We start from the raw sequence: 20288 nt of genomic DNA, 5'->3' as shown, positions 1-20288 counted from the left end.
CACGCAGGTCAACACTACCGCACGCGCGCGGGTGCCCGTGTCACCTCCTCCAGGACGGGGCCCACCGCGAGGCCGCCGCGGCGGACCGGGACGAGGAGTGCGGCACCGGCCGCGGCCAGACAGAGCAGGGCGAGCAGGGCCCAGCCGTGGGTGTAGCCGGAGGCGTAGGGCAGGCCGGAGGGCTGGAGGCGGCCGGTGACCAGGACGCTGGTGAGCGCGGCGCCGATGGAACCGCCGATGGTGCGGATGTTGGCGTTCATGCCGGTCGCGGCGCCGGTCTGCCCGGGCGGCACGCTGCCCACGATCAGATGGGCCATCGAGGCGAAGGCCAGTCCGATACCGAGGCCGAACAGGCCCGCGACGACGCCGATCTGCCACCGCGCGTCATGCCAGAGGGTGAGGAAGCCGCAGGCCAGTGCGCCGAGCGCGGCACCCGTGGTGAGCAACGCCTTGGCGCCGACACGGGGTTCGAGCCGCCCGGACAGGACACCCGACAGGAACATCGCGACGAGCATCGGCAGCATGAGCAGACCGGACTCGGTCACGCTCGCGCCGAAGCCGTATCCGGCCACGGCCGGCGTCTGCACGAAGCCCGGCAGGAAGGACCAGATGGCGTACATGCCCGCGCCGAACAGCAGGGCGGCCGCGTTGGTCGTCCACACCGCGGGCAGCCGCATCACACGCAGGTCGATGAGGGGGGTGCGGGAGCGGGCCTCGGTGGCCAGCCACAGCGCGAACAGCACCACGGCGGCGGCGAACAGACCGAGCACCTTGCCCGAGCCCCAGCCCCACTGCCCGGCCTGGCTCAGCGGGAGCAGAAGGGCCACCAGCCAGGCCGACAGCAGTCCGGCTCCGAGCCAACCGACCTTTCCCTGAGCGCGATTGGGCGACTCGGGGACGTAGCGCAGGGCGATCAGGACGGTCGCGGCGACGACGGCCACCGGGATCCAGAACAGCCAGCGGTAGTCGAGGGCGGAGACGATGGGGCCCGCGGCCACCATGCCGACACCGCCGCCCGCGGCGATCACGGCGGACAGGTTGCTGATGCTGCCGGCCACCTCGGACGCGGCGAACTCGTCCCGGATGATGCCGAAGGAGAGCGGGAACAGGGCGCCGCCCACGCCCTGGACGACCCGGGCGACGACCAGCACGCCGATGCTCGGGGCGAGCGCGGCGACGAGGCAGCCGGCGAGGACCGCCAGCAGGACCGCGACAAGGGTGCGCTTCTTGCCGATGAGGTCGCCGACGCGGCCGAGGATGGGGGTGAAGACCGAGGCGGACAGCAGGTATGCCGTCATCACCCAGGTCGCGGTGGACTGCGAGGTGTGCAGCGCGTGCTGGACGGTCGGCAGGGCCGGCGCGATCAGCGACTGCAGCATGGAGAACACACCTGCGCCGGTCGCGAGGACGGTGAAGGTGATGCGGCTGGAGGTGCGGGGCATGAAGGAGCCTCTCCGGAATCCGAACGCGGAGGGTGGGATGTCTTGGGGAGCGGGCGGTGCGCGGGCGCGCGGGGCCCGTACTCACGGGACTGCGGGCAGCGGCAGGCGCCGGACGCGTCCGTCCACGGCGAAGCCACCCCCGCACTGCTAAAGTGGAGGTACCCCTCCACTCTACCGGAGGCACTCCTCCGGTTCAATCGATCCCTTCCGGGAGGCAGCAGTGACGGCCACGCCGTTCCCCGTCAGCGAGATCGTCGCGTCCCGTCGGCCGCACCGTAAGGACGCCGCCCGCAACTACGACGCCCTGCTCGCGGCCGCCCGCGAGGCCTTCGCGGAGCACGGGGCGGAGGCCTCCCTGGAGGACATCGCGCGCCGTGCGGGCGTCGGCATCGGCACCCTGTACCGGAACTTCCCCGCCCGCCGCGACCTCTTCGAGAGCGTCTACGCGGACGAGGTGAACGCCCTGTGCCGGGCGGCCGTGGAGGTCGCCGACCGGGAGCCGTGGGAGGCCCTGACGGGCTGGCTGGACCGGTTCGCCGGCTACATGGTCACCAAGCGCGCGGTCCGCGAGGCCCTGAACGACGAGTCGGACATCTTCATGGCCTGCCGCGACTCCATGTACGCGGCGGGCGGTCCGCTGCTGGAGCGCGCCCAGAAGGCGGGCGTGGCCCGCACGGACATGGACTTCGGCGATCTGCTGCGGATGGTCGCCGGTATCACGGCGACGGCCTTCGACGACGACGCCCAGCGCGACCGGGTGCTCGCGATCGCGCTGGACGGGGTACGCGCCGTCCGTTGAGGCCCGCCGGCCCGCGGCGCGCCCTCCTCGTCTCCCGTCCCGCCCGCCGCACGGGGAAGCGGCGGCCTGCCGCCCTCAGCCGCGTTCCAGTACGAGGTCGAAGCGAGCATGCCGGAACGGGTTCGGCAGGCCGAGCTCACGGGCCAGCGACGGGTCGTCGGTCAGGGGGAAGTCCTGGACCAGGCTCTCCTTCACGGCGAACACCGCGTCCGAGTCCAGGTAGGCGTCGCCCGCCACGAAGACGTGGGTCGTGACCGGGGTGTGGCCGTCGGCCGTCGCGATGAAGTGGATGTGCGCGGGGCGGTAGGGGTGGCGGCCGGTGGCCCGGAGCAGGGTGCCCACGGGCCCGTCGACGGGGACCGGGTAGGAGCCGGGCACACAGGTGCGGAACCGGAAGCGGCCCTCGGTGTCGGTGGTGAACAGGCCGCGCCCGTTGCCGGCCGGCTGGACCTCGGGCTGCTGGACGTCGTAGAAGCCGTGCCCGTCGGCCTGCCACACGTCCAGGACCGCGCCGGGCAGCGGGGTGCCGTCGGCGGACCGGATCCGGCCGCTGATCACGCAGGGCTCGCCGTCGCCCACCAGGTCGACGCTGTCACCGAGCTCCCGCACCGGGGACTTCGTCAGGTGGAAGGGGCCGAGGACGGTCGACTCGGTGGTGCCGGGCGCGCTGTTCCCGCGCAGCGTCTCGACGAGTGTGGACAGGCCGAGGACGTCCGAGAGGAGGATGAACTCCTGCCGGGTCTCCGTGCAGGCCTGCCCGGTGGCCGTGAGGAAGCCGATCGCCCGCTCCCACTCCGCCTGTGTCAGCCGCGTCTCGCGGGCGAAGGCGTGCAGGTGCCGGACAAGTGCGGTGAGCAGGTCGCGCAGCCGGGGGTCGGCGGTGGCGCGGAGGCTGTCGACGGCTTGACGGGTGACGTCGGCGGCGGCCGCTTCGGTTACGGCGTCTTCAGTGGTCATACCGAGTCCATGCCCGGCGGGACGCCGGTCGTCTACTTGATGAGCGCGTTGGCCACCACCACGACCACCCCGAGCACGGCGTCGATCAGACCGATGAGGACGGCGCGCGGCCAACTGCGTGCCGACCAGCGGGCGGTGACCACCCCGAGGGCGAAGAGGATCGCGATGTTCAGGACGAACACCCGGTACTGGACGCCGTTCGGGGGCCACCAGCCCCAGCCCGCGCCCGCGAGCAGGAAGACCGTCGGCAGGACGGCCGTGACCAGCGGCCATTCGTCGACCAGGGCGCGCAGGACGTCCCAGCGGCGGTGCGGTGCGCGCTCGGCGATGTAGTGGGCGTAGCCGTGGGCGAGGGCGGAGGCGAGCGCGGTGACCAGCAGCCAGATGGCGTCGTAGCGGCGGCCGGCGGCCGAGCTGTGGCCGTACTGGGAGAGCGCGGCGACCATCGAGCTGGCGAGGACGGCGCCGTAGACACCGCCGAACAGGATGGCCTCGTGCGTGTCGTGCCGCCGGTGCGGTTCGACGGCGGCCGCCGTGGAGTCAGCCATGCCCTCCACGATCACCTGCGCCCCGCGCCGCCGCCAGTCCGCACCGCCGGTCCGCGTGGCCCGACGAAGTGTCCTCCCACCAGCCCCGATGCCGCACACACTGTCGACGGCCGCGCGCCGCGGATCCTGGTTAGGGTCGCCTCATGACGCACAGCTTCGCGCTCCACATCCCAGCCGCCGACCTCGAACCCGAACCCCTCGCCCCGGAGCAGATCGTCTCCGGGAACCCCGAGGTGACCGGGAAGGTGGTCTGGGAGTCGGCGGACGGCCGGCAGATCCGGGGGATCTGGCAGATCACGCCCGGCGTGGTGACCGACACCGAGGCGGACGAGCTGTTCGTGGTGATCAGCGGGTCGGCGACGATCGAGGTCGAGGGCGGTCCGACGCTGACGGTGGGGCCCGGCGACATGGCCGTGCTGCGCGAGGGCGACCGCACGACGTGGACCGTGCACGAGACGCTGCGCAAGGCGTACGCGATCAATCTGTGAGCTCGGGCGGCGCCGCTGTCGTCCCCCGGATCTGAAGCGTCGGTACGGCCAGGTGCACGCGCCCCTCGCCATCCGGCCGCTCGAAGCGGTCCAGGAGACAGCGGGCGGCGCGCCGGCCGACCTCGTGCGGGGCGGTGTCGACGGTGGTCAGCCACACATGCCGCAGCCGGGAGATGCTCGTGTTGTCGTACCCGGCCACCGACAGGTCCCGCGGCACCCTCAGGCCCAGCTCCTCGGCCGCCGAGAGGGCGCCGACCGAGGCCATGTCGTTGACGGCGAAGACCGCCGTGGGCCGGTCGGGGCGGCTGAGCAGCCGTACGGTGCCCCGGTAGCCGCCCTCCTCGGTCAGGTCGCCGGGTTCGACGAGCGGTTCGGCGCCGTACGCCCGCATTCCCGCCTCGAAGCCGCGCCGGCGCAGCTCGCCGACCGCGCCGTGGCCCGCGAGATGGGCGATCCGGCGGTGGCCGAGGGCGAGCAGGTGCTCGGTGGCCAGGCGGGCGCCGTGCTCGTCGTCCCCGGCGACGACGTCCACGCCCGGCGGCTGCGGCTCCCGGGCACCCGCCACGACCACCGGCATCCGCCGCGCGAGCGCGCCGAGCCCGCCCGCGCCCGGGACCGTGCCGACGACCACGAGGCCGTCGGTGCCCAGGTCCAGGAAGGGTTCGGCGAGGTCGTGGCCCATGCGCCGGTTCAGCCGCGCGTCGGCGAGCAGCATGTGCAGGCCGGCCGCGTGCAGCAGGGAGTTCAGGCCGTCGAGGAGATCGACGAACCAGGGGTTGCGCAGGTCGTCGAGGAGGACGCCGACGGTGCGGGTGCGCTGCTCGCTGAGGCTGCGGGCGGCCGCGTTCGGCCGGTAGCCCAGCTCGCGCACGGCCTTCAGGACGACGTCCCGTTTCTCGGCGCGGACCTGGCCGGAGCCGCGCAGCACCAACGAGACCAGCGACTTGGACACTCCGGCCCGTTCGGCCACGTCGCGGATCGTCGGCGGTTTCATGACTTGGACCGTTCCATGAAACTCGCCGCGCTGTCAAAGGGCTGACACAAGGCCGTACCCTCCGACCCACGGGTTGACGTGCGGGCCATGTCCGTACAAAGGTGGGCCCGGACAGGATATGGACCGGTCCAAAGAGGGGCTGTCATGGTGGATGCGCTCGGTGTCGCCGTCGTCGGGTTCGGCTGGATGGGGCGGGTGCACACGCAGGCGTACGCCCGCGTCCGGCACCACTATCCGCAGCTGTCCCTGCGGCCCGAGCTGGTGACGGTGGCCGAGGAGGTGCCGGGCCGGGCCGAGGAGGCCGCCGAGCGGTTCGGGTTCGCCACCGCCACCCGGGACTGGCGCGAGGTGGCCACCGACCCGCGCGTGCGGGCTGTCAGCATCACCGCGCCCAACTTCCTGCACCGGGAGATCGGCGTGGCGATGGCCGAGGCGGGCAAGCACCTCTGGATCGAGAAGCCCGTGGGCCTGACCGGCGAGGACGCCCGCGCGGTGGCCGACGCGGCCGCCAAGGCCGGCGTCCAGGGCGCGGTCGGCTTCAACTACCGCAACGCGCCCGCCGTCGAGGCCGCCCGTGACCTGATCGCCTCCGGTGACATCGGCCGGGTCACGCATGTGCGCATCCGCCTGTTCAGCGACTACGCGGCCCATCCGGACGGCGCCCTGACCTGGCGGTACGAGCGTGAGCGCGGCGGCAGCGGGGTGCTCGGCGACCTGGCCTCGCACGGCGCCGACCTGGCTCGCTTCCTGCTCGGCGACATCGCCTCCCTGACCGCCGACACGGCGGTCTTCGTCCCGGAACGAGCCCGCCCGACGGGCGCCACCGCCGGTCACGCGCTCGCCTCGGGCGGCGAACCCGGTCCGGTCGAGAACGAGGACTACGCCAGTTGCCTGCTGCGGTTCGCCTCCGGCGCCCGCGGGGTCCTGGAGGCCTGCCGGGTCTCGGTCGGCGAGCAGAACAACTACGGCTTCGAGGTGCACGGCACCCGGGGCGCGGTCTTCTGGGACTTCCGGCGGATGAACGAGTTGGCCCTCAGCCGCGGCACGACGTACCAGGACCAGCCGGTGAGCACGGTGTACGTCGGCCCGGGCGACGGCGAGTTCGCCGCGTTCCAGCCGGGCGCGGCCAACGCGATGGGCTACGACGACCTGAAGGTGATCGAGGCCTACCGTTTCCTGCGCTCGGTCGCCGAGGGCAGGCCGTACGGCACGACCCTGGCCGACGCGGTGCACAGCGCGGCCGTGCTGGACGCCATGGCGGCGTCGGCCGAGAGCGGGGCATGGGTCAGCCTGCCTGCGTCGTAGGCATGTTGTAGGGGGTGACCACCTGGATCGCGGACGGCCGGACCGCTCCGGCGGGCGGCAGGGCGCCGTGGTGGCGCATCACCTCGTGGCAGGCCTCGCGCAGATCGTGCCGCAGGTCGTGGTGGAGGACGGCGGACAGGCGGTGTTCGCGCAGCAGACGGGTGTTGTCGTGATCGAGGTCGTGCGCGACGAAGACCGAGCAGTCTCGGCCGAGGTCGGCGAAGGCGCGCAGGGTGGCGTTGTTGCCGCCGCCGATGGAGTACACGGCACGGATCTGCGGGTCGCGCTCCAGGGCGGCGCGGACCAGGTCGTACTGGGTGGCGTCCAGGCCCTGGCCCTCGGCGATCTCCACCAGGGTGCGCTCCGGGTGCCGGGCTCGCATGACGCCGCGGAAGCCCATCTCGCGCTCCTCCTCGTTGCGGAAGAAGCCGCTGCTCAGGCTGGTGAGGACATGGCCGGGCCGGTCGCCGAGCCATTGGCCCACGAGGTAGGCGGCGGTGGCGCCCGCCGCCCGGTTGTCGATGCCGACGTACGCGAGGCGGCCGCTGGCGGGCAGGTCGGTGACCAGGGTGACGACCGGGATGCCGGCCGCGGTGAGCCGGCCGACGGCGGCGGTGACCTCGGGGACGTCCGGCGCCTTGAGGATCACGCCCTGCGAGCCCCGGCGGGCGATCCGGTCCAGCGTCCTGACCTGCTCGGCCGCCGGACCGGTCTCGCGGAAGTGGAAGCGGGAGCGGACGACGGCCGGGTGCAGCGAGGGCAGCTCGGCCTCCAGCGCGGCCCGCACGGCCGTGGAGAACCGCTCGGGGGCCTGCACCACGATGTCGACCATGAAGGTACGGCCGACCAGCCGGACCTGGGTGCGCTGCCGGTCCAGGTCGGCGATGGCCCGGTGCACCTCCTGGGCGGTGCTCTCGCGCACCCCTCCCCTGCCGTTCAGCACACGGTCCACCGTGGCCTCGCTCAGGCCTGCCTGACGTGCGATTTCCCGGAGGGGGAACGGATGGCCCATGGACCGGCTCCTTGAGGGGTTTTTGATGGCTGCCTGCTGGTTGTTCGAGGGGTTTGTACTGACAAGAATGACAGGGCCGCGTCGCTCCCGTGCCCGAAGGGAAGCCCGCCGCCTCAGTGAGCAGCGACGGGCCGGCGCCGGGCGGTGCGCGAGCTGAAAGGGCGAACGACACATGGGACTTCTCGACGACAAGGTCGTCCTGGTCAACGGCGGCAGCCAGGGGGTCGGTGCCGCGATCGCGCGGGCCGCCGTCCGTGAGGGCGCCGTGGTGGCCGTCACGGGCCGTCGCAGCGAACCCGGCGAGGCGCTGGTGACCGAGCTTTCGGCGGCCGGCGGCAAGGCGATGTTCGTGCGTGCCGACCTGGCCGACGCCGAGCAGGCCAAGGCGTCCGTGGCCGAGGTGATCGACGCGTACGGGCGGATCGACTGCCTGGTGAACTCGGCGGGTCTGACCTCCCGGGGCACGCTGCTGGACACCACGCCCGAGCTGTTCGACGCGCACATCGCGGTCAACCTCAAGGGGCCGTTCTTCGCGATGCAGGCGGCGGTCGCCGACATGGTGGCCCGCAAGGCGCCGGGCACGATCGTCAACATCATCACCTCCTCGGCGCACGGCGGGCAGCCGTTCCTCGCGCCGTACGTCGCCGCGAAGGCGGGTCTTGCGGGCCTGACCCGGAACGCGGCGCACGCCCACCGCTGGGACCGGATCCGGATCAACGGCCTGAACATCGGCTGGACCGCGACCGAGGGCGAGGACGCCACCCAGCGTTCCTTCCACGGAGCGGGCGACGACTGGCGTGAGCAGGCCGCCGCCCGGCTGCCGATGGGCAAGCTCGGCCGGCCGGACGAGATCGCGGACTTCGTGGTCCTCCTGCTGTCCGACCGCTCGGGCGTGGTCACCGGATCGGTGATCGACTGGGACCAGAACGTGCTCGGCGGACTCGACTGACTCTCCCCTTCAGCACCATCACCTCTAGGAGCCGCACCCTCATGCGCATCGGAATCCTCGGCCTCGGCCGCATCGGCGCCTTCCACGCCGAGACCCTCTCCGGACTCGACGCCGTCGAGTCCCTCGTCGTCACCGACCCCTTCGCGGACGCGGCCAAGGCCGCGGCCGAGCGTTTCGGGGCCGAGGTCGCCGACTCGCCCGAGGCGCTGCTGGCCGCCGGCGTGGACGGCATCGTCGTGGCGGCCGCGACCGACGCCCACCCCGCGCTCATCCTGGCCGGTGTCGAGGCCGGCGTCCCCGTCTTCTGCGAGAAGCCCGTCGCCCGCACCATGACGGAGGGCGTCGAGGTCCTCAAGGCCGTACGGGGCAGCGGGGTGCCGATCCAGATCGGCTACAACCGGCGCTTCGACGCGGGCTTCGTCGCCGCACGGGCCGCGGTCCGGGCCGGCGAGCTGGGCAAGCTGCACACGGTCCGCTCGACCACCCTGGACCCGGCGCCCCCGCCGGCCGCGTACATCGCCGCCTCCGGCGGCATCTTCCGCGACTGCTCCGTGCACGACTTCGACATCATCCGCTGGGTGACCGGCCGCGAGGTGACCGAGGTGTACGCGGTCGGCGGCAACCGGGGTGCCGACTACATCAGGGAGGCGGGCGATGCCGACACCACCGGCGCGGTCCTCACCCTGGACGACGGCACGATCGCGGTGGTCTCCAACTCCCGTCACAACGCCCGCGGTTACGACGTCCGCATGGAGCTGCACGGTTTCAAGGACTCCATCGCGGTGGGTCTGGACGACCAGTTGCCGCTGCGCTCGGTCGAACCCGGCGTGAGCTTCCCGGCGGGCACCCCGCACGACTTCTTCATGGACCGCTTCACCGAGGCCTACCGCGCCGAACTGACCGCGTTCACCGAGGTCGTGGCCGGCACCCGCCCCTCCCCCTGCACCGTCGAGGACGCCCTGGAGGCGGGCTGGATCGCCGAGGCGTGCACCCTGTCCCTGCACGAGCACCGGCCGGTGACGATCGCGGAGGTACGCGGGGCCTGACCCGACCCTGACGCCACGGGGCACGGCTCACCCGTCGTGCCCCGTCTGCGTGTGCGCGGTGACCGCGACGCGAACGAAAAACGGGACGGCGCCGAGAGCCTGTTCGCTCACGGCGCCGTCCCGTCCGGTGCGGCAGCTCAGAGGCAGTAGCGCACCAGCCACTCGTCCGCGTTGTACTGGTCGCGCGCCGGGTCGGGCAGCGTCGCCGGCTTCGTCTCCACCGTGTCCTCGGGGCGTATCCGCTCGGGCAAGCGGCTGAAACGGTTGGGGCTCGGGCTGCCGGTGCCCTCGGCGGCCTGCTGGGGGGTTTCGTGGAGTTCCCTGTGCTGTGCCATCTCGTCCTCCCGTCCTCGCGGGCGTCCCCCGTCATCCGTCAGAACGCCCGCACGCCCCCGTTGGTTCCCGGCCATGGCCGGACCGAACCCCTCAGGCCCCGCACGACCTCAGGAACCTGCGTGTGCGGAGCGCGATCGGCAGCGGTTTGTCCGGCTCGCACGGGTACATGTCCTGCTCGACGATCGCGAACAGCTCCACGCCGAGCCGCTGCGCCGCCTCCAGGACGGGCCCCAACGCGGGCACACCGGACGGCGGTTCGCACATCACACCCCGCTGCACGGCCGGCCCGAACGGCACCTCGTCCGCCACGACCTCGGCGAGGACGTCCGGGTCGACCTGCTTGAGGTGCAGGTAGCCGATACGCTCGCCGTAGGTCTCGATCAGCTTGACGCTGTCCCCGCCGCAGTAGGCGTAGTGCCCGGTGTCCAGGCAGAGGTTGACCAGTTCGGAGTCGGTGGAGTCCAGGAACCGCTCGACATGGTCCTCGGTGTCGATGTGGGTGTCGGCGTGCGGGTGGACGACGAGTTCGAGGCCGTACGCCTCCTTGACCTCGTGGCCGAGCCTTTCCATGCCCTTGGTCAGGTGCGCCCACTGCTCGGCCGTCAGCTCCGGCGGCTCCAGGATCTCGGCGGTCTTGTCGTCCCGCCAGAAGGAGGGGATGACGACGAGGTGCCGCGCGCCCATGGCCCGGGTGAGGGCGGCGACCTGGCTGACATGGGTCCATGTCTCGTCCCAGACGGCCGGCCCGCGGTGCAGGCCGGTGAAGACCGTACCGGCCGACACCTTCAGGTTCCGCCGGCCCAGCTCGTCCGTCAGGCGGGCGGGGTCGGTGGGGAGATAGCCGTAGGGGCCCAGTTCGATCCAGTCGTAGCCGGCCTCGGACACCTCGTCCAGGAAGCGTTCCCAGGGGACCTGCCGGGGATCGTCGGGGAACCAGACGCCCCACGAGTCGGGGGCCGAGCCGACCCGGATGCGGTCCAGGGCAGAGGGGTTCGCCATGTCAGGTGGTCCCTTCGGGGGAGGTCGCCACGGGAGCGGTGAGGTCCTCCTCTTCCGGGAGTTCCTCGACGTCGACACCGCGTACCTGGGCCAGTTCGTGCTTGAGGGCGGTGAGTTCGGCCCCGCCGGCCATGTGGTTGGTCAGCTCCTCCAGGCTGACCTCGCTGCGGTCGGCGGACAGTTCGAGGGTGCCGAGGCGCAGCACGCTGAAGTGGTCGCCGACCATGTAGGCGTGGTGCGGGTTGTGGGTGATGAAGATGACGCCGAGGCCGCGGTCGCGGGCGGCGGCGATGTACTTCAGCACGACTCCGGACTGTTTGACGCCGAGGGCGGCGGTGGGCTCGTCCAGGATCAGGACCCGGGCGCCGAAGTAGACGGCGCGGGCGATGGCCACGCACTGGCGCTGGCCGCCGGAGAGGGTGCCGATGGGCTGTTCCAGGTCGTCCAGGACGATGCCCATGTTGCGCAGTTCCTGGTCGGCGGTCTGCTTCATGCGGGCGATGTCCAGGCGGCGGACGGGCCAGGGTCCCTTGGTCATCTCGGAGCCGAGGAAGAAGTTGCGCCACACGGGCATGAGGGGGACGGTGGCGAGGTCCTGGTAGACGGTGGCGATGCCGCGGTCGAGGGCTTCGCGCGGGGTGCTGAAGCGCACCGGGGTGCCGTCCACGAGGAAGTCGCCCTCGGTGTGCTGGTGCAGCCCGGAGATGATCTTGATGAGGGTGGACTTGCCGGCGCCGTTGTCACCGAGGACGCAGGTCACCCGGCCGGTGTGGACCTTGAGGTCGACGCCGTGCAGGGCGCGGATGTTGCCGTAGGACTTGCCCGCGCCGCGCAGTTCCACGATCGGGCCGTCCCCGGCGGGGACGGAGTCCTGGAGGACGGCGCCATGGGTGCCGGTTCCGTTGCTGTTCATCGGGTCTTACCTCCGGGTCGCCGTGCGCTGGACCCACAGATTGATCAGGACGGCGCCGAGGAGCATCACGCCGAGGAAGGCCTTGAACCAGTCGGGGTTCCAGCCGGCGAAGACGATGCCCTGATTCACCATGCCGAACATGAACGCGCCGAAGACCGGGCCGATGGCGGAGCCGGAGCCGCCGGTGAGCAGACAGCCGCCGATGACGGCCGCGGCGATGTAGATCAGCTCCTGGCCGACACCCTCGCCGGACTGCACCGTGTTGAACGAGAACAGGTTGTGCATGCCCATGAACCAGGCACCGAAGCCGACCAGCATGAACAGGGTGATCTTGGTGAAGTTCACCGGGACGCCGACGGCGCGGGCGCTGTCCTTGTTGCCGCCGACGGCGAAGATCCAGTTGCCGTACTTGGTGCGCAGCAGCACCCAGGTGGCCAGGGCCGCGAAGGCCAGCCAGTAGAAGATCGTGATCTTCACCTCGACGCCCCCGATGTCGACGGAGGACGCGAAGATCTTCTTCGCCTGGTCGAAGCCGTCCATGTTGCTGATGTCGTCGGTGGCGACGTTGCCGGTGACCCACTTGGTCACGGCCAGGTTGACACCCTGGAGGATCAGGAAGGTGCCGAGGGTGACCAGGAAGCTGGGCAGCCCGGTCTTGACCACCATCCAGCCGTTGAAGGCGCCGATCGCGAGCGAGGCGACGAGGGCGACGATCACGCCGGTCCACACGTTCACGGTCAGCTGGTAGCTGAGCATGCTCGCGGTGAGCGCGGAGGTGATCACGGCGACACCGGAGGACAGATCGAACTCGCCGCCGATCATCAGCAGGGCCACCGGAAGGGCCATGATGCCGATGGTCGAGGACTGATAGAGGACCGTGGCCATCGAGCTGCCCTGGCGCAGTGAGGGCGCGGCGATCAGGAAGAAGATCAGAACGGCCACGGCGCCGAGGAAGACACCCACTTCGGGCCGGGCCAGCAGCCTGAGGGCCAGGGGGCGCCGGGCGGTGCGGCCGTCGGTCTCCTTGGGGGCGGACGCCGGCGGCCCGCCGACCGCCGGCTCAGCCTGCTGGGTCATGCTCATCACCGGGTGCCCTTCGCGGCGAACTGGGCGACCTGGTCGACGTTGGACTTGTCGACGAAGGCCGGGCCGGTGAGCACGGGCTGCTCGCCGCCGCCGCTGTAGTTGCCGTTGTTCTTGTACAGCCACAGGGAGTCGACCGCCAGGTAGCCCTGCAGATACGGCTGCTGGTCCACCGCGAACTGGATGTCGCCCTTCTTGATGGCGCTGGTCAGCTGGTTGTTCAGGTCGAACGTGGCGACCTTGGCCTTGCTGCCGGCGTCGCCCACCGACTGCACGGCGGTCAGGGCGATGGGGGCGCCGAGGGTGACGACGTAGTCGATGGAGCTGTCCTGCTTGAGCTTGGCCGTGATCGTCGACTTCACCGACGGCATGTCGGTGCCGTTCACGTACAGCGTCTCAGTCGTGCCGGAAAACGTCTTCTTCACGCCGTCGCAGCGCTGGGTGAGGCCGATGTTGCCCTGCTCCTGGATCACACAGACGGCCTTCTTGGCGCCGACCTCGTTCAGCTTCTTGCCGAACGCCTCGCCCGCCACGCCCTCGTCCTGCCCGAAGAACTGCAGCAGTCCGAGCTTCTTCCAGTCGCTGACCCCGGAGTTCAGGCCCACCACGGGTATCTTCGCCGCGGTCGCCTTCTTGATCACGTCCTTCATCGCGTCCGGCTTGGCCAGGGTGAGCGCGATGCCGTCGACCTTCTGGTCGACCGCGTTCTGCACCAGGTTGGCCTGGCTGCCGGCGTTCGGGTCGGCGGAGTAGACGAGCTTGATGTTGTCCTTGGCGGCGGCGGCCTCGGCGCCCTTGCGGACGATGTCCCAGAAGGTGTCGCCCGGCGACTGGTGGGTGACCAGCGCGACCGTCATCCGCGGGGTGTTCGCCTTGCCCGCCGAGGCGTTCGATCCTCCCTCTTCGGACTTCTTCCCCCCGGAGCTGCTGGAGCAGCCGGCGAGGGTGAGAGCTGCCGCGGCGGCCACGGCCACGACGGGGGCCAGCCTGCGGGAGCGGGAGTGAGAAGAGCGGTCCATCGTTCCTGCACCTCACTGTGCTACGGGGGAAGGGACGCTGTTGCGTTGGGACGGGATCAAAGTCCCTGCGGAGCCCGCTGTCAATACTTTGTTAAGACATAATTTCACCAGCAGGTCCGAATGTAAGTACAAACCATTGACAGTGCTGCCCCTCGGCACCTACACCTGGGAGGCATGAGCCTCTCGACGAGTGAAGCGACGAGCCGTCTGACCGTCGCCCAGGCGCTGGTGCGGTTCCTGTCCGCCCAGTACACCGCACGCGACGGCGAACGGCACCGGCTGATCGCCGGCACCTGGGGCATCTTCGGGCACGGGAACGTGGCGGGCATCGGCCAGGCGCTGATCGAATACAGCGACGTCATGCCGTATCACCAGGGCCGCAACGAGCAGGCGATGGTGCACGCGGCCGTCGGGCACGCCCGCCAGCTCGACCGCCTCTCGGCCCAGGCCGTGACGACGTCCATCGGCCCGGGCGCGACCAACCTGGTCACCGGCGCCGCCCTGGCCACCGTCAACCGGCTGCCCGTGCTGCTCCTGCCCGGCGACTATTTCGCCACCCGCCCGGCCGACCCGCTGCTGCAACAGCTGGAGCATCCGGGCCAGTTCGACATGTCGGTCAACGACACCCTGCGCCCGGTGTCCCGCTACTTCGACCGGATCACCCGCCCCGAGCAGCTCATCCCGTCCGCGCTCCAGGCCATGCGCGTCCTCGCCGACCCGGCCGAGACCGGCGCCGTCACCCTCGCCCTGCCCCAGGACGTACAGGCCGAGGCGTACGACTGGCCCGAGCAGTTCTTCGCCGAGCGCGTGTGGACCGTACGGCGTCCCGCGCCGGACCCCACCGAGCTCTCAGCGGCCGTCCGGGCGATCAGGGCCGCGCGCAGGCCGCTCGTCGTCGCGGGCGGCGGGGTCCACCACAGCCGCGCCGAGGACGCCCTGAAGGCTCTCGCGGACGCGACCGGCATCCCGGTCGCCGCCACCCAGGCCGGCAAGGGTTCCCTGCGCCACGACCACCCGGCCGACGTCGGCGGCATCGGCCACACCGGCACCGCGGTCGCCGACGACCTCGCCCGCACCGCCGACCTGGTGATCGGCGTAGGCACCCGCTACACGGACTTCACCACGGCCTCCGGCACCCTCTTCCAGGACCCCGAGGTCCGCTTCCTCAACCTCAACATCACCGCCTTCGACGCCCACAAGCTCGCCGCGCAGACCGTGGTGGCCGACGCGCGGGCCGTCCTGGAAGCGCTCACCGCGCGACTGGCCGGCTTCCGCGTCGACGCGGCGTACGAGACCGCGTACCGGGCCGGCAAGGAGCGCTGGGAGCGGGTCGTCGAGGCGGCCTACCGGGCCGGCGACGAGGACGCCGTACCGACCCAGACGCAGGTGCTCGGCGCGCTGGACGCGGTCGTCGGGGACGAGGACGTGGTCATCAACGCCGCGGGCTCGCTCCCCGGCGATCTGCACAAGCTGTGGCGGACCCGCTCGCGGCGCCAGTACCACCTGGAGTACGGCTACTCCTGCATGGGCTACGAGATCCCGGCCGCGCTCGGGGTACGGCAGGCCGCCCCGGACACGGTGGTGTGGGCGCTGGTCGGCGACGGCACCTACCTCATGATGCCGACCGAGATCGTCACCGCCGTCCAGGAGCGGCTGCCCGTCAAGCTGGTCCTGATCCAGAACCACGGGTACGCCTCCATCGGCGGCCTGTCGGAGTCGGTGGGCGGCGAGCGCTTCGGCACCGCCTACCGGTACCGGGCGGCCGACGGCACCTTCAGCGGCGCCCCGCTGCCCGTGGACCTGGCCGCCAACGCCGCGAGCCTCGGCATGGAGGTGCTCCGCGCCAAGACGGTGCGGGAGCTGCGCGAGGCGCTGACCGCCGCACGCGCGGCCGACGTCCCCACCTGTGTCTACGTGGAGACCGACCCGGCACCCACCGCTCCCGGAGCCGAGGCCTGGTGGGACGTGCCGGTCGCCGGGGCCGCCACCCGCGAGGCGGCACTGCGCGCCCGCGAGGAATACGACCGCCAGGTCGCCGGCCGCCGCCGGCACCTGTGAACAACCCCGCCCCGTCCGCGCTCCGGAAGGAGGTGCACCGTGACGAGGACCGGTGACTCCGCTCGTCCCGTGACCGTCTCCGCGCTCGACTCCCTCGACTTCGACCTGGACCGCACGAGTCCGGTGCCGCTCTACTACCAGCTCGCCCAGCAGCTGGAGGCGGCGATCGAACACGGGATCCTCACCCCGGGGAACCTCCTGGGCAACGAGGTCGATCTGTCCGTGCGCCTCGGCCTGTCCCGGCCCACCGTCCGCCAGGCGATCCAGTCCCTGGTCGACAAGGGCCTACTGGTGCGCCGCCGCGGAGTGGGCACCCAGGTGGTGCACAGCCAGGTCAAACGGCCGCTCGAACTGAGCAGCCTCTACGACGACCTGGAGTCGGCCGGGCAGGGACCGACCACTCAGGTGCTGCGGGGCGAACGCGTTCCGGCGAGCGCCGACGTGGCCGCGGCCCTCGGCATCCCCGAGGGCGCCGAGGTCGTCGTGCTGGAGCGGCTGCGCCGCACGCACGGCCAGCCGGTGGCGTTCCTGTGCAACTACCTGCCCGCGGACCTGCTCGAACTCGACACCGAGCGGCTGGAGTCGACGGGCCTGTACCGGATGATGCGCTCGGCGGGCATCACGCTGCACAGTGCCCGCCAGTCCGTCGGCGCCCGCAGCGCCACCCCCGAGGAGGCCGCCCTGCTGGACGAGAAGGAGGGCGCGGCCCTGCTCACCATGCAGCGCACCGCCTACGACGACACCGGCCGGCCGGTGGAGTACGGCACCCATGTCTACCGGGCCTCCAGGTACACCTTCGACTTCCAGCTGCTGGTCAGGCCCTGACCGCCGCTGGTCAGACCCGGAAACGGAACCACCCGTGTTCACACAGCTCCCGCGGCCGCGTCCGCCGCGGGGGCCGTTTTGCCTGTCCCGTCAACAACGCCGCTGGTGGCGATGACGATTACGTTTCGGGCAAGAGACCACCCAGTACGACCAGAGCTATTGACGCATGAGCGGACATGGGGCTGTTATTACGCCCACGATGTTCGGTCGAGTTGGTTTCTGATCGGTTTCGAGGACCTTTCGGTGATCGACTCATCCCCTTGACCGAACCCTGTATTCCTCAGGAGCCGCCATGCGCCTCTCCCCTTCCGGCCTTGCCGTCCCGGGTCCCAGCCGCCGTTCGCTGCTGCGCGGAGCGGGCGGTGCCGCCCTCCTCGCCGGTGCCGGCATACCCCTGCTCTCCGCCTGCGGCGGCAGCGGCTCGTCCTCCGACCCGAAGACCGTCACTCTCGGCTCCAACGCCTCCGACGCGGTGCCGAAGAAGGCCTTCGAGAGCGTCTACGCGGCCTTCAAGAAGCAGTCCGGTCTCACCGTCGATGTGAACACGAAGGACCACAACACCTTCCAGGAGCAGATCAACTCGTATCTGCAGGGCACACCGGACGACGTGTTCAACTGGTTCGCCGGATACCGCATGCAGTTCTTCGCGGCGAAGAAGCTGGCCACGCCGATCGACGACGTGTGGGCGAAGATCGGGGACAACTTCCCCGACGCGATGAAGAAGCTCAGCAAGGGCGAGGACGGCAAGTACTACTTCGTGCCGCTGACCACGTACCCCTGGGCGATCTTCTACCGCAAGAGCGTCTTCCAGCAGCACGGCTACAAGGTCCCCGCCTCCTGGGACGAACTGGTCGCCCTGTGCAAGCAGATGAAGAAGGACGGCCTGGTCCCGATCGCCTTCGGCGACAAGGACGCCTGGCCGGCGATGGGCACCTTCGACCAGATCAACTTCCGCCTCAACGGCTACGACTTCCACGTCCAGCTGATGGCCGGCAAGGCCTCCTGGACCGACGCCAAGGTCAAGGCCGTCTTCGACCACTGGGCCGAGCTCCTGCCCTACCACCAGGACGGCTTCATGGGCCGCACCTGGCAGGACGCCGCCCAGACGCTGGTTGCCAAGAAGGCCGGCATGTACCTCCTGGGCTCCTTCGTGGCCCAGCAGTTCACCGACAAGGCCGACCTGGACGACCTCGACTTCTTCCCCTTCCCGGAGATCAACTCCGCGTACGGCCAGGACACCGTGGAGGCGCCGACCGACGGCTTCATGGTGAGCAAGTCCCCGAAGAACCACGCCGGTGTCGTGAAGCTGCTGGAGTACCTGGGCACCCCGGCGGCCGAGGAGGTCTATCTGAAGACCGACCCGAGCGTGGTGGCCGCCTCCAGCAAGGCCGACACCTCCTCCTACTCGCCGCTGCAGAAGAAGGCGTTCGAGATGATCGGCAACGCCAAGACCCTCACCCAGTTCATGGACCGCGACTCCCGGCCGGACTTCACCTCCACGGTGATGCAGCCCGGGCTGCAGAAGTTCCTCCAGAACCCCAAGGGCGTGGACGGCTTGCTGTCGTCGATCGAGCGCCAGAAGAAGCAGATCTTCGCGTCCTCGTGAGCAGCCCGATGACGACGGACACGACCACGAAGTCCCCGGAGACGGCCGCCGCGCCGCCTCCGGGCACTGCGCTTGAGAAGAAGCGGGCCGCGCGGGGCCACCGGCGCCTGCTGACCCGCCGTGACCGGATCACGCTCGCCCTGATGGCGGGCGTGCCCACGGTCCTGCACGTGGCCCTGGTCTGGGTCACGGCCCTCGCCTCCATCGCGCTCGCCTTCACCACCTGGGACGGCATCGGGTTCGACTCGATCAAGTGGGTGGGCCTCGACAACTTCAAACAGCTCTTCGACGACAACCCGCAGTTCTGGCCGGCCGTCCAGCACAACGTCATCTGGTTCGTGGTGCTGATCCTGATCCCGACGCCGCTCGGCCTGTTCCTGGCGGTGCAGCTGGACAAGAAGATCCGGTTCAGCCGTGTCTACCAGACGGCGTTCTTCCTGCCGGTCGTCATCTCGATGGCCTGCATCGGCTTCGTCTGGCAGCTGGTCTACAACCCGGACACGGGCCTGATCAACAGCATCATCGGGGCCAACAAGCCCGGCCACTACATCGACTGGATCGGCGACCCCAAGCTCAATCTGTGGGCCGTCCTGATCGCCGCGTCCTGGCGGCACGCCGGCTACATGATGATCCTGTACCTGGCCGGTCTGAAGAGTGTCGACCCGTCCCTCAGGGAGGCCTCCGCGCTGGACGGCGCCAATGAGTGGCAGACGTTCAAGAACGTCATCTTCCCGACCCTGCGCCCGACCAACACGGTCGTCCTCGTCGTCACCATCATCGAGGCACTGCGCGCCTTCGACCTGGTCTTCGTCTTCAACAAGGGCGCCCAGGGCACCGAGTTGCTGTCGATCCTGGTGACCAACAACATCATCGGCGAGTCCAGCCGCATCGGTTACGGGTCGGCCATCGCCGTCGTCCTGCTCGTGATCTCCCTCGCGGTGATCATCCCGTATCTGGTGGCCACCTTCCGGAAGGAGCGGCGATCGTGAGCGCCTCCACCGTGACCGCTCCATCGAAGCGGCGCGCCCCGATCCGGCCGGCCCGGGTCCTGCTGCACGTCTTCCTCGCGGGCGCCGCCCTGGCCTGGCTCGCCCCGCTGCTCTGGGCGGTCTTCTCGGCGCTGCGCCCCTACAGCGAGACCAGCGCCAAGGGCTACGTCTCCTGGCCGGACACACTGAACCTCGACAACTTCAAGAACGCGTTCCAGCAGTCGGACATGCTGCACTACTTCGGCAACACGCTGGTCATCGCCGTACCGGCCGTGCTGCTCACGCTGTTCCTGTCGTCGATGGTCGCCTTCTACGTCAGCCGCTTCGACTTCCGGCTCAACCTCGCGCTGCTGTTGGTCTTCACGGCGGGCAACCTGCTGCCGCAGCAGGTCATCATCACCCCGCTGTACCGGCTCTACCTGCTCACGGATCTGCCGGGCATCACGGCAAGCGGCAAACTGTACGACTCCGCGCTCGGCCTGGTCCTCATCCACGTGGCGTTCCAGTCCGGTTTCTGCGCGTTCGTGCTGAGCAACTACATGCGCTCCCTGCCGCACGAACTGACGGAGGCCGCGCTCGTCGACGGCGCCTCGGTGTGGCGGCTGTACTGGCAGATCACGCTGCCGCTGTGCAAGCCGGCGATGGCGGCCCTGGCGACCCTGCTGTCGATCTGGATCTACAACGACTTCTTCTGGGCCCTCGTCCTGATCTCGACCGGCGAGAACATGCCGATCACCTCGGCCCTGAACAACCTCTCCGGCCAGTACTTCACCGACCCCAACCTGGTCGCCGCGGGCGCTCTGCTCACCGCGGTCCCGACGCTGATCGTGTACTTCGCGCTCCAGCGCCAGTTCGTCAGCGGCCTGACGCTGGGCTCCAACAAAGGCTGATCCGCCCGCACGTGAAAGGGAACGAAGAAA

General features: G+C 70.5%; 20 protein-coding genes. 10 read left to right on the top strand and 10 right to left on the bottom strand.

The features are described 5' to 3' along the window. Positions 1-14 precede the first annotated feature (14 nt). Positions 15-1442 carry an MFS transporter gene (locus AVL59_RS15630; protein WP_067304312.1) on the bottom strand — a complete coding sequence of 476 codons (1428 nt, stop codon included), beginning with the start codon at positions 1440-1442 and terminating at the stop codon, positions 15-17. Positions 1443-1662: 220 nt separating this feature from the next. On the opposite strand from AVL59_RS15630, the gene AVL59_RS15625 reads away from it, so the two are divergent. After that, on the top strand, positions 1663-2241 hold the full coding sequence (locus AVL59_RS15625) for a TetR/AcrR family transcriptional regulator (protein ID WP_067304310.1): 579 nt from the start codon (positions 1663-1665) through the stop codon (positions 2239-2241). Between the two features lie 75 nt (positions 2242-2316). Here AVL59_RS15625 and AVL59_RS15620 read toward each other — a convergent pair whose 3' ends face one another. Both AVL59_RS15620 and AVL59_RS15615 read right to left on the bottom strand, forming a co-directional pair. Continuing rightward, positions 2317-3198 carry a dioxygenase family protein gene (locus tag AVL59_RS15620; protein ID WP_067304308.1) on the bottom strand — a complete coding sequence of 294 codons (882 nt, stop codon included), beginning with the start codon at positions 3196-3198 and terminating at the stop codon, positions 2317-2319. Positions 3199-3230: 32 nt separating this feature from the next. Further along, complete coding sequence (locus tag AVL59_RS15615; RefSeq protein WP_067317317.1) at positions 3231-3746, bottom strand: hypothetical protein; 516 nt, start codon at positions 3744-3746, stop codon at positions 3231-3233. A gap of 143 nt (positions 3747-3889) precedes the next feature. On the opposite strand from AVL59_RS15615, the gene AVL59_RS15610 reads away from it, so the two are divergent. Continuing rightward, the gene (locus AVL59_RS15610; protein ID WP_067304305.1) at positions 3890-4234 is read left to right on the top strand and encodes a cupin domain-containing protein; all 345 of its coding nucleotides are present in this window, start codon (positions 3890-3892) and stop codon (positions 4232-4234) included. Here AVL59_RS15610 and AVL59_RS15605 read toward each other — a convergent pair. Then, on the bottom strand, positions 4224-5228 hold the full coding sequence (locus AVL59_RS15605) for a LacI family DNA-binding transcriptional regulator (RefSeq protein WP_067304302.1): 1005 nt from the start codon (positions 5226-5228) through the stop codon (positions 4224-4226). The two genes, AVL59_RS15610 and AVL59_RS15605, sit on opposite strands and share 11 nt — an antisense overlap. Positions 5229-5372: 144 nt before the next feature. Between AVL59_RS15605 and AVL59_RS15600 the strand changes: the two genes are divergently transcribed. Beyond that, the gene (locus AVL59_RS15600; protein ID WP_067304300.1) at positions 5373-6533 is read left to right on the top strand and encodes a Gfo/Idh/MocA family protein; all 1161 of its coding nucleotides are present in this window, start codon (positions 5373-5375) and stop codon (positions 6531-6533) included. Here the strand turns inward: AVL59_RS15600 and AVL59_RS15595 are convergent. Next, positions 6514-7545: a LacI family DNA-binding transcriptional regulator gene (locus AVL59_RS15595; RefSeq protein WP_067304297.1), complete on the bottom strand. Its 1032-nt coding sequence runs from the start codon at positions 7543-7545 to the stop codon at positions 6514-6516. The genes AVL59_RS15600 and AVL59_RS15595 overlap by 20 nt on opposite strands. A gap of 172 nt (positions 7546-7717) precedes the next feature. Between AVL59_RS15595 and AVL59_RS15590 the strand changes: the two genes are divergently transcribed. Next, the gene (locus tag AVL59_RS15590) at positions 7718-8494 is read left to right on the top strand and encodes an SDR family oxidoreductase (protein ID WP_067304294.1); all 777 of its coding nucleotides are present in this window, start codon (positions 7718-7720) and stop codon (positions 8492-8494) included. 41 nt (positions 8495-8535) lie between these two features. Continuing rightward, positions 8536-9540 (top strand): Gfo/Idh/MocA family protein, encoded by a 1005-nt coding sequence (locus AVL59_RS15585; RefSeq protein WP_067304291.1) that lies wholly within the window; start codon positions 8536-8538, stop codon positions 9538-9540. Positions 9541-9677: 137 nt separating this feature from the next. On the opposite strand, the gene AVL59_RS15580 is transcribed toward AVL59_RS15585, so the two are convergent. The 5 genes from AVL59_RS15580 to AVL59_RS15560 all read right to left on the bottom strand — a co-directional run bounded on the left by AVL59_RS15580 (position 9678) and on the right by AVL59_RS15560 (position 13890). Then, positions 9678-9875, bottom strand: coding sequence for a hypothetical protein (locus AVL59_RS15580; protein WP_067304288.1), 198 nt, complete (start codon positions 9873-9875; stop codon positions 9678-9680). A 91-nt stretch (positions 9876-9966) separates the two neighbouring features. Then, positions 9967-10875 (bottom strand): sugar phosphate isomerase/epimerase family protein, encoded by a 909-nt coding sequence (locus AVL59_RS15575; protein ID WP_067304285.1) that lies wholly within the window; start codon positions 10873-10875, stop codon positions 9967-9969. A 1-nt stretch (position 10876) separates the two neighbouring features. After that, a complete protein-coding gene (locus tag AVL59_RS15570; RefSeq protein ID WP_067304283.1) occupies positions 10877-11788 on the bottom strand; it encodes an ATP-binding cassette domain-containing protein in 912 nt (303 codons plus the stop codon). 6 nt (positions 11789-11794) lie between these two features. Next, positions 11795-12871, bottom strand: coding sequence for an ABC transporter permease (locus AVL59_RS15565; protein ID WP_067304280.1), 1077 nt, complete (start codon positions 12869-12871; stop codon positions 11795-11797). Further along, a complete protein-coding gene (locus AVL59_RS15560; protein WP_067304277.1) occupies positions 12871-13890 on the bottom strand; it encodes a sugar ABC transporter substrate-binding protein in 1020 nt (339 codons plus the stop codon). Before AVL59_RS15560 ends, AVL59_RS15565 begins: the two co-directional genes overlap by 1 nt. Positions 13891-14064: 174 nt before the next feature. Here AVL59_RS15560 and iolD point away from each other — a divergent pair, with 174 nt between their 5' ends. The 5 genes from iolD to AVL59_RS15535 all read left to right on the top strand — a co-directional run bounded on the left by iolD (position 14065) and on the right by AVL59_RS15535 (position 20258). Continuing rightward, on the top strand, positions 14065-15948 hold the full coding sequence (iolD, locus tag AVL59_RS15555) for a 3D-(3,5/4)-trihydroxycyclohexane-1,2-dione acylhydrolase (decyclizing) (RefSeq protein ID WP_067304275.1): 1884 nt from the start codon (positions 14065-14067) through the stop codon (positions 15946-15948). Between the two features lie 39 nt (positions 15949-15987). Continuing rightward, a complete protein-coding gene (locus AVL59_RS15550) occupies positions 15988-16773 on the top strand; it encodes a GntR family transcriptional regulator (RefSeq protein ID WP_067304272.1) in 786 nt (261 codons plus the stop codon). A gap of 292 nt (positions 16774-17065) precedes the next feature. Continuing rightward, complete coding sequence (locus tag AVL59_RS15545) at positions 17066-18379, top strand: ABC transporter substrate-binding protein (RefSeq protein ID WP_067304269.1); 1314 nt, start codon at positions 17066-17068, stop codon at positions 18377-18379. An 8-nt stretch (positions 18380-18387) separates the two neighbouring features. Beyond that, positions 18388-19368 (top strand): carbohydrate ABC transporter permease, encoded by a 981-nt coding sequence (locus AVL59_RS15540; protein WP_067304267.1) that lies wholly within the window; start codon positions 18388-18390, stop codon positions 19366-19368. Next, positions 19365-20258: a carbohydrate ABC transporter permease gene (locus AVL59_RS15535; protein ID WP_067304264.1), complete on the top strand. Its 894-nt coding sequence runs from the start codon at positions 19365-19367 to the stop codon at positions 20256-20258. Before AVL59_RS15540 ends, AVL59_RS15535 begins: the two co-directional genes overlap by 4 nt. The last annotated feature ends 30 nt before the right edge of the window (positions 20259-20288 follow it).

The sequence above is a fragment of the Streptomyces griseochromogenes genome, from assembly GCF_001542625.1.
Lineage (GTDB): Bacteria > Actinomycetota > Actinomycetes > Streptomycetales > Streptomycetaceae > Streptomyces > Streptomyces griseochromogenes.
Note: the sequence above shows the minus strand (reverse complement) of the source record. Positions and strands in the feature narration are given on the sequence as shown.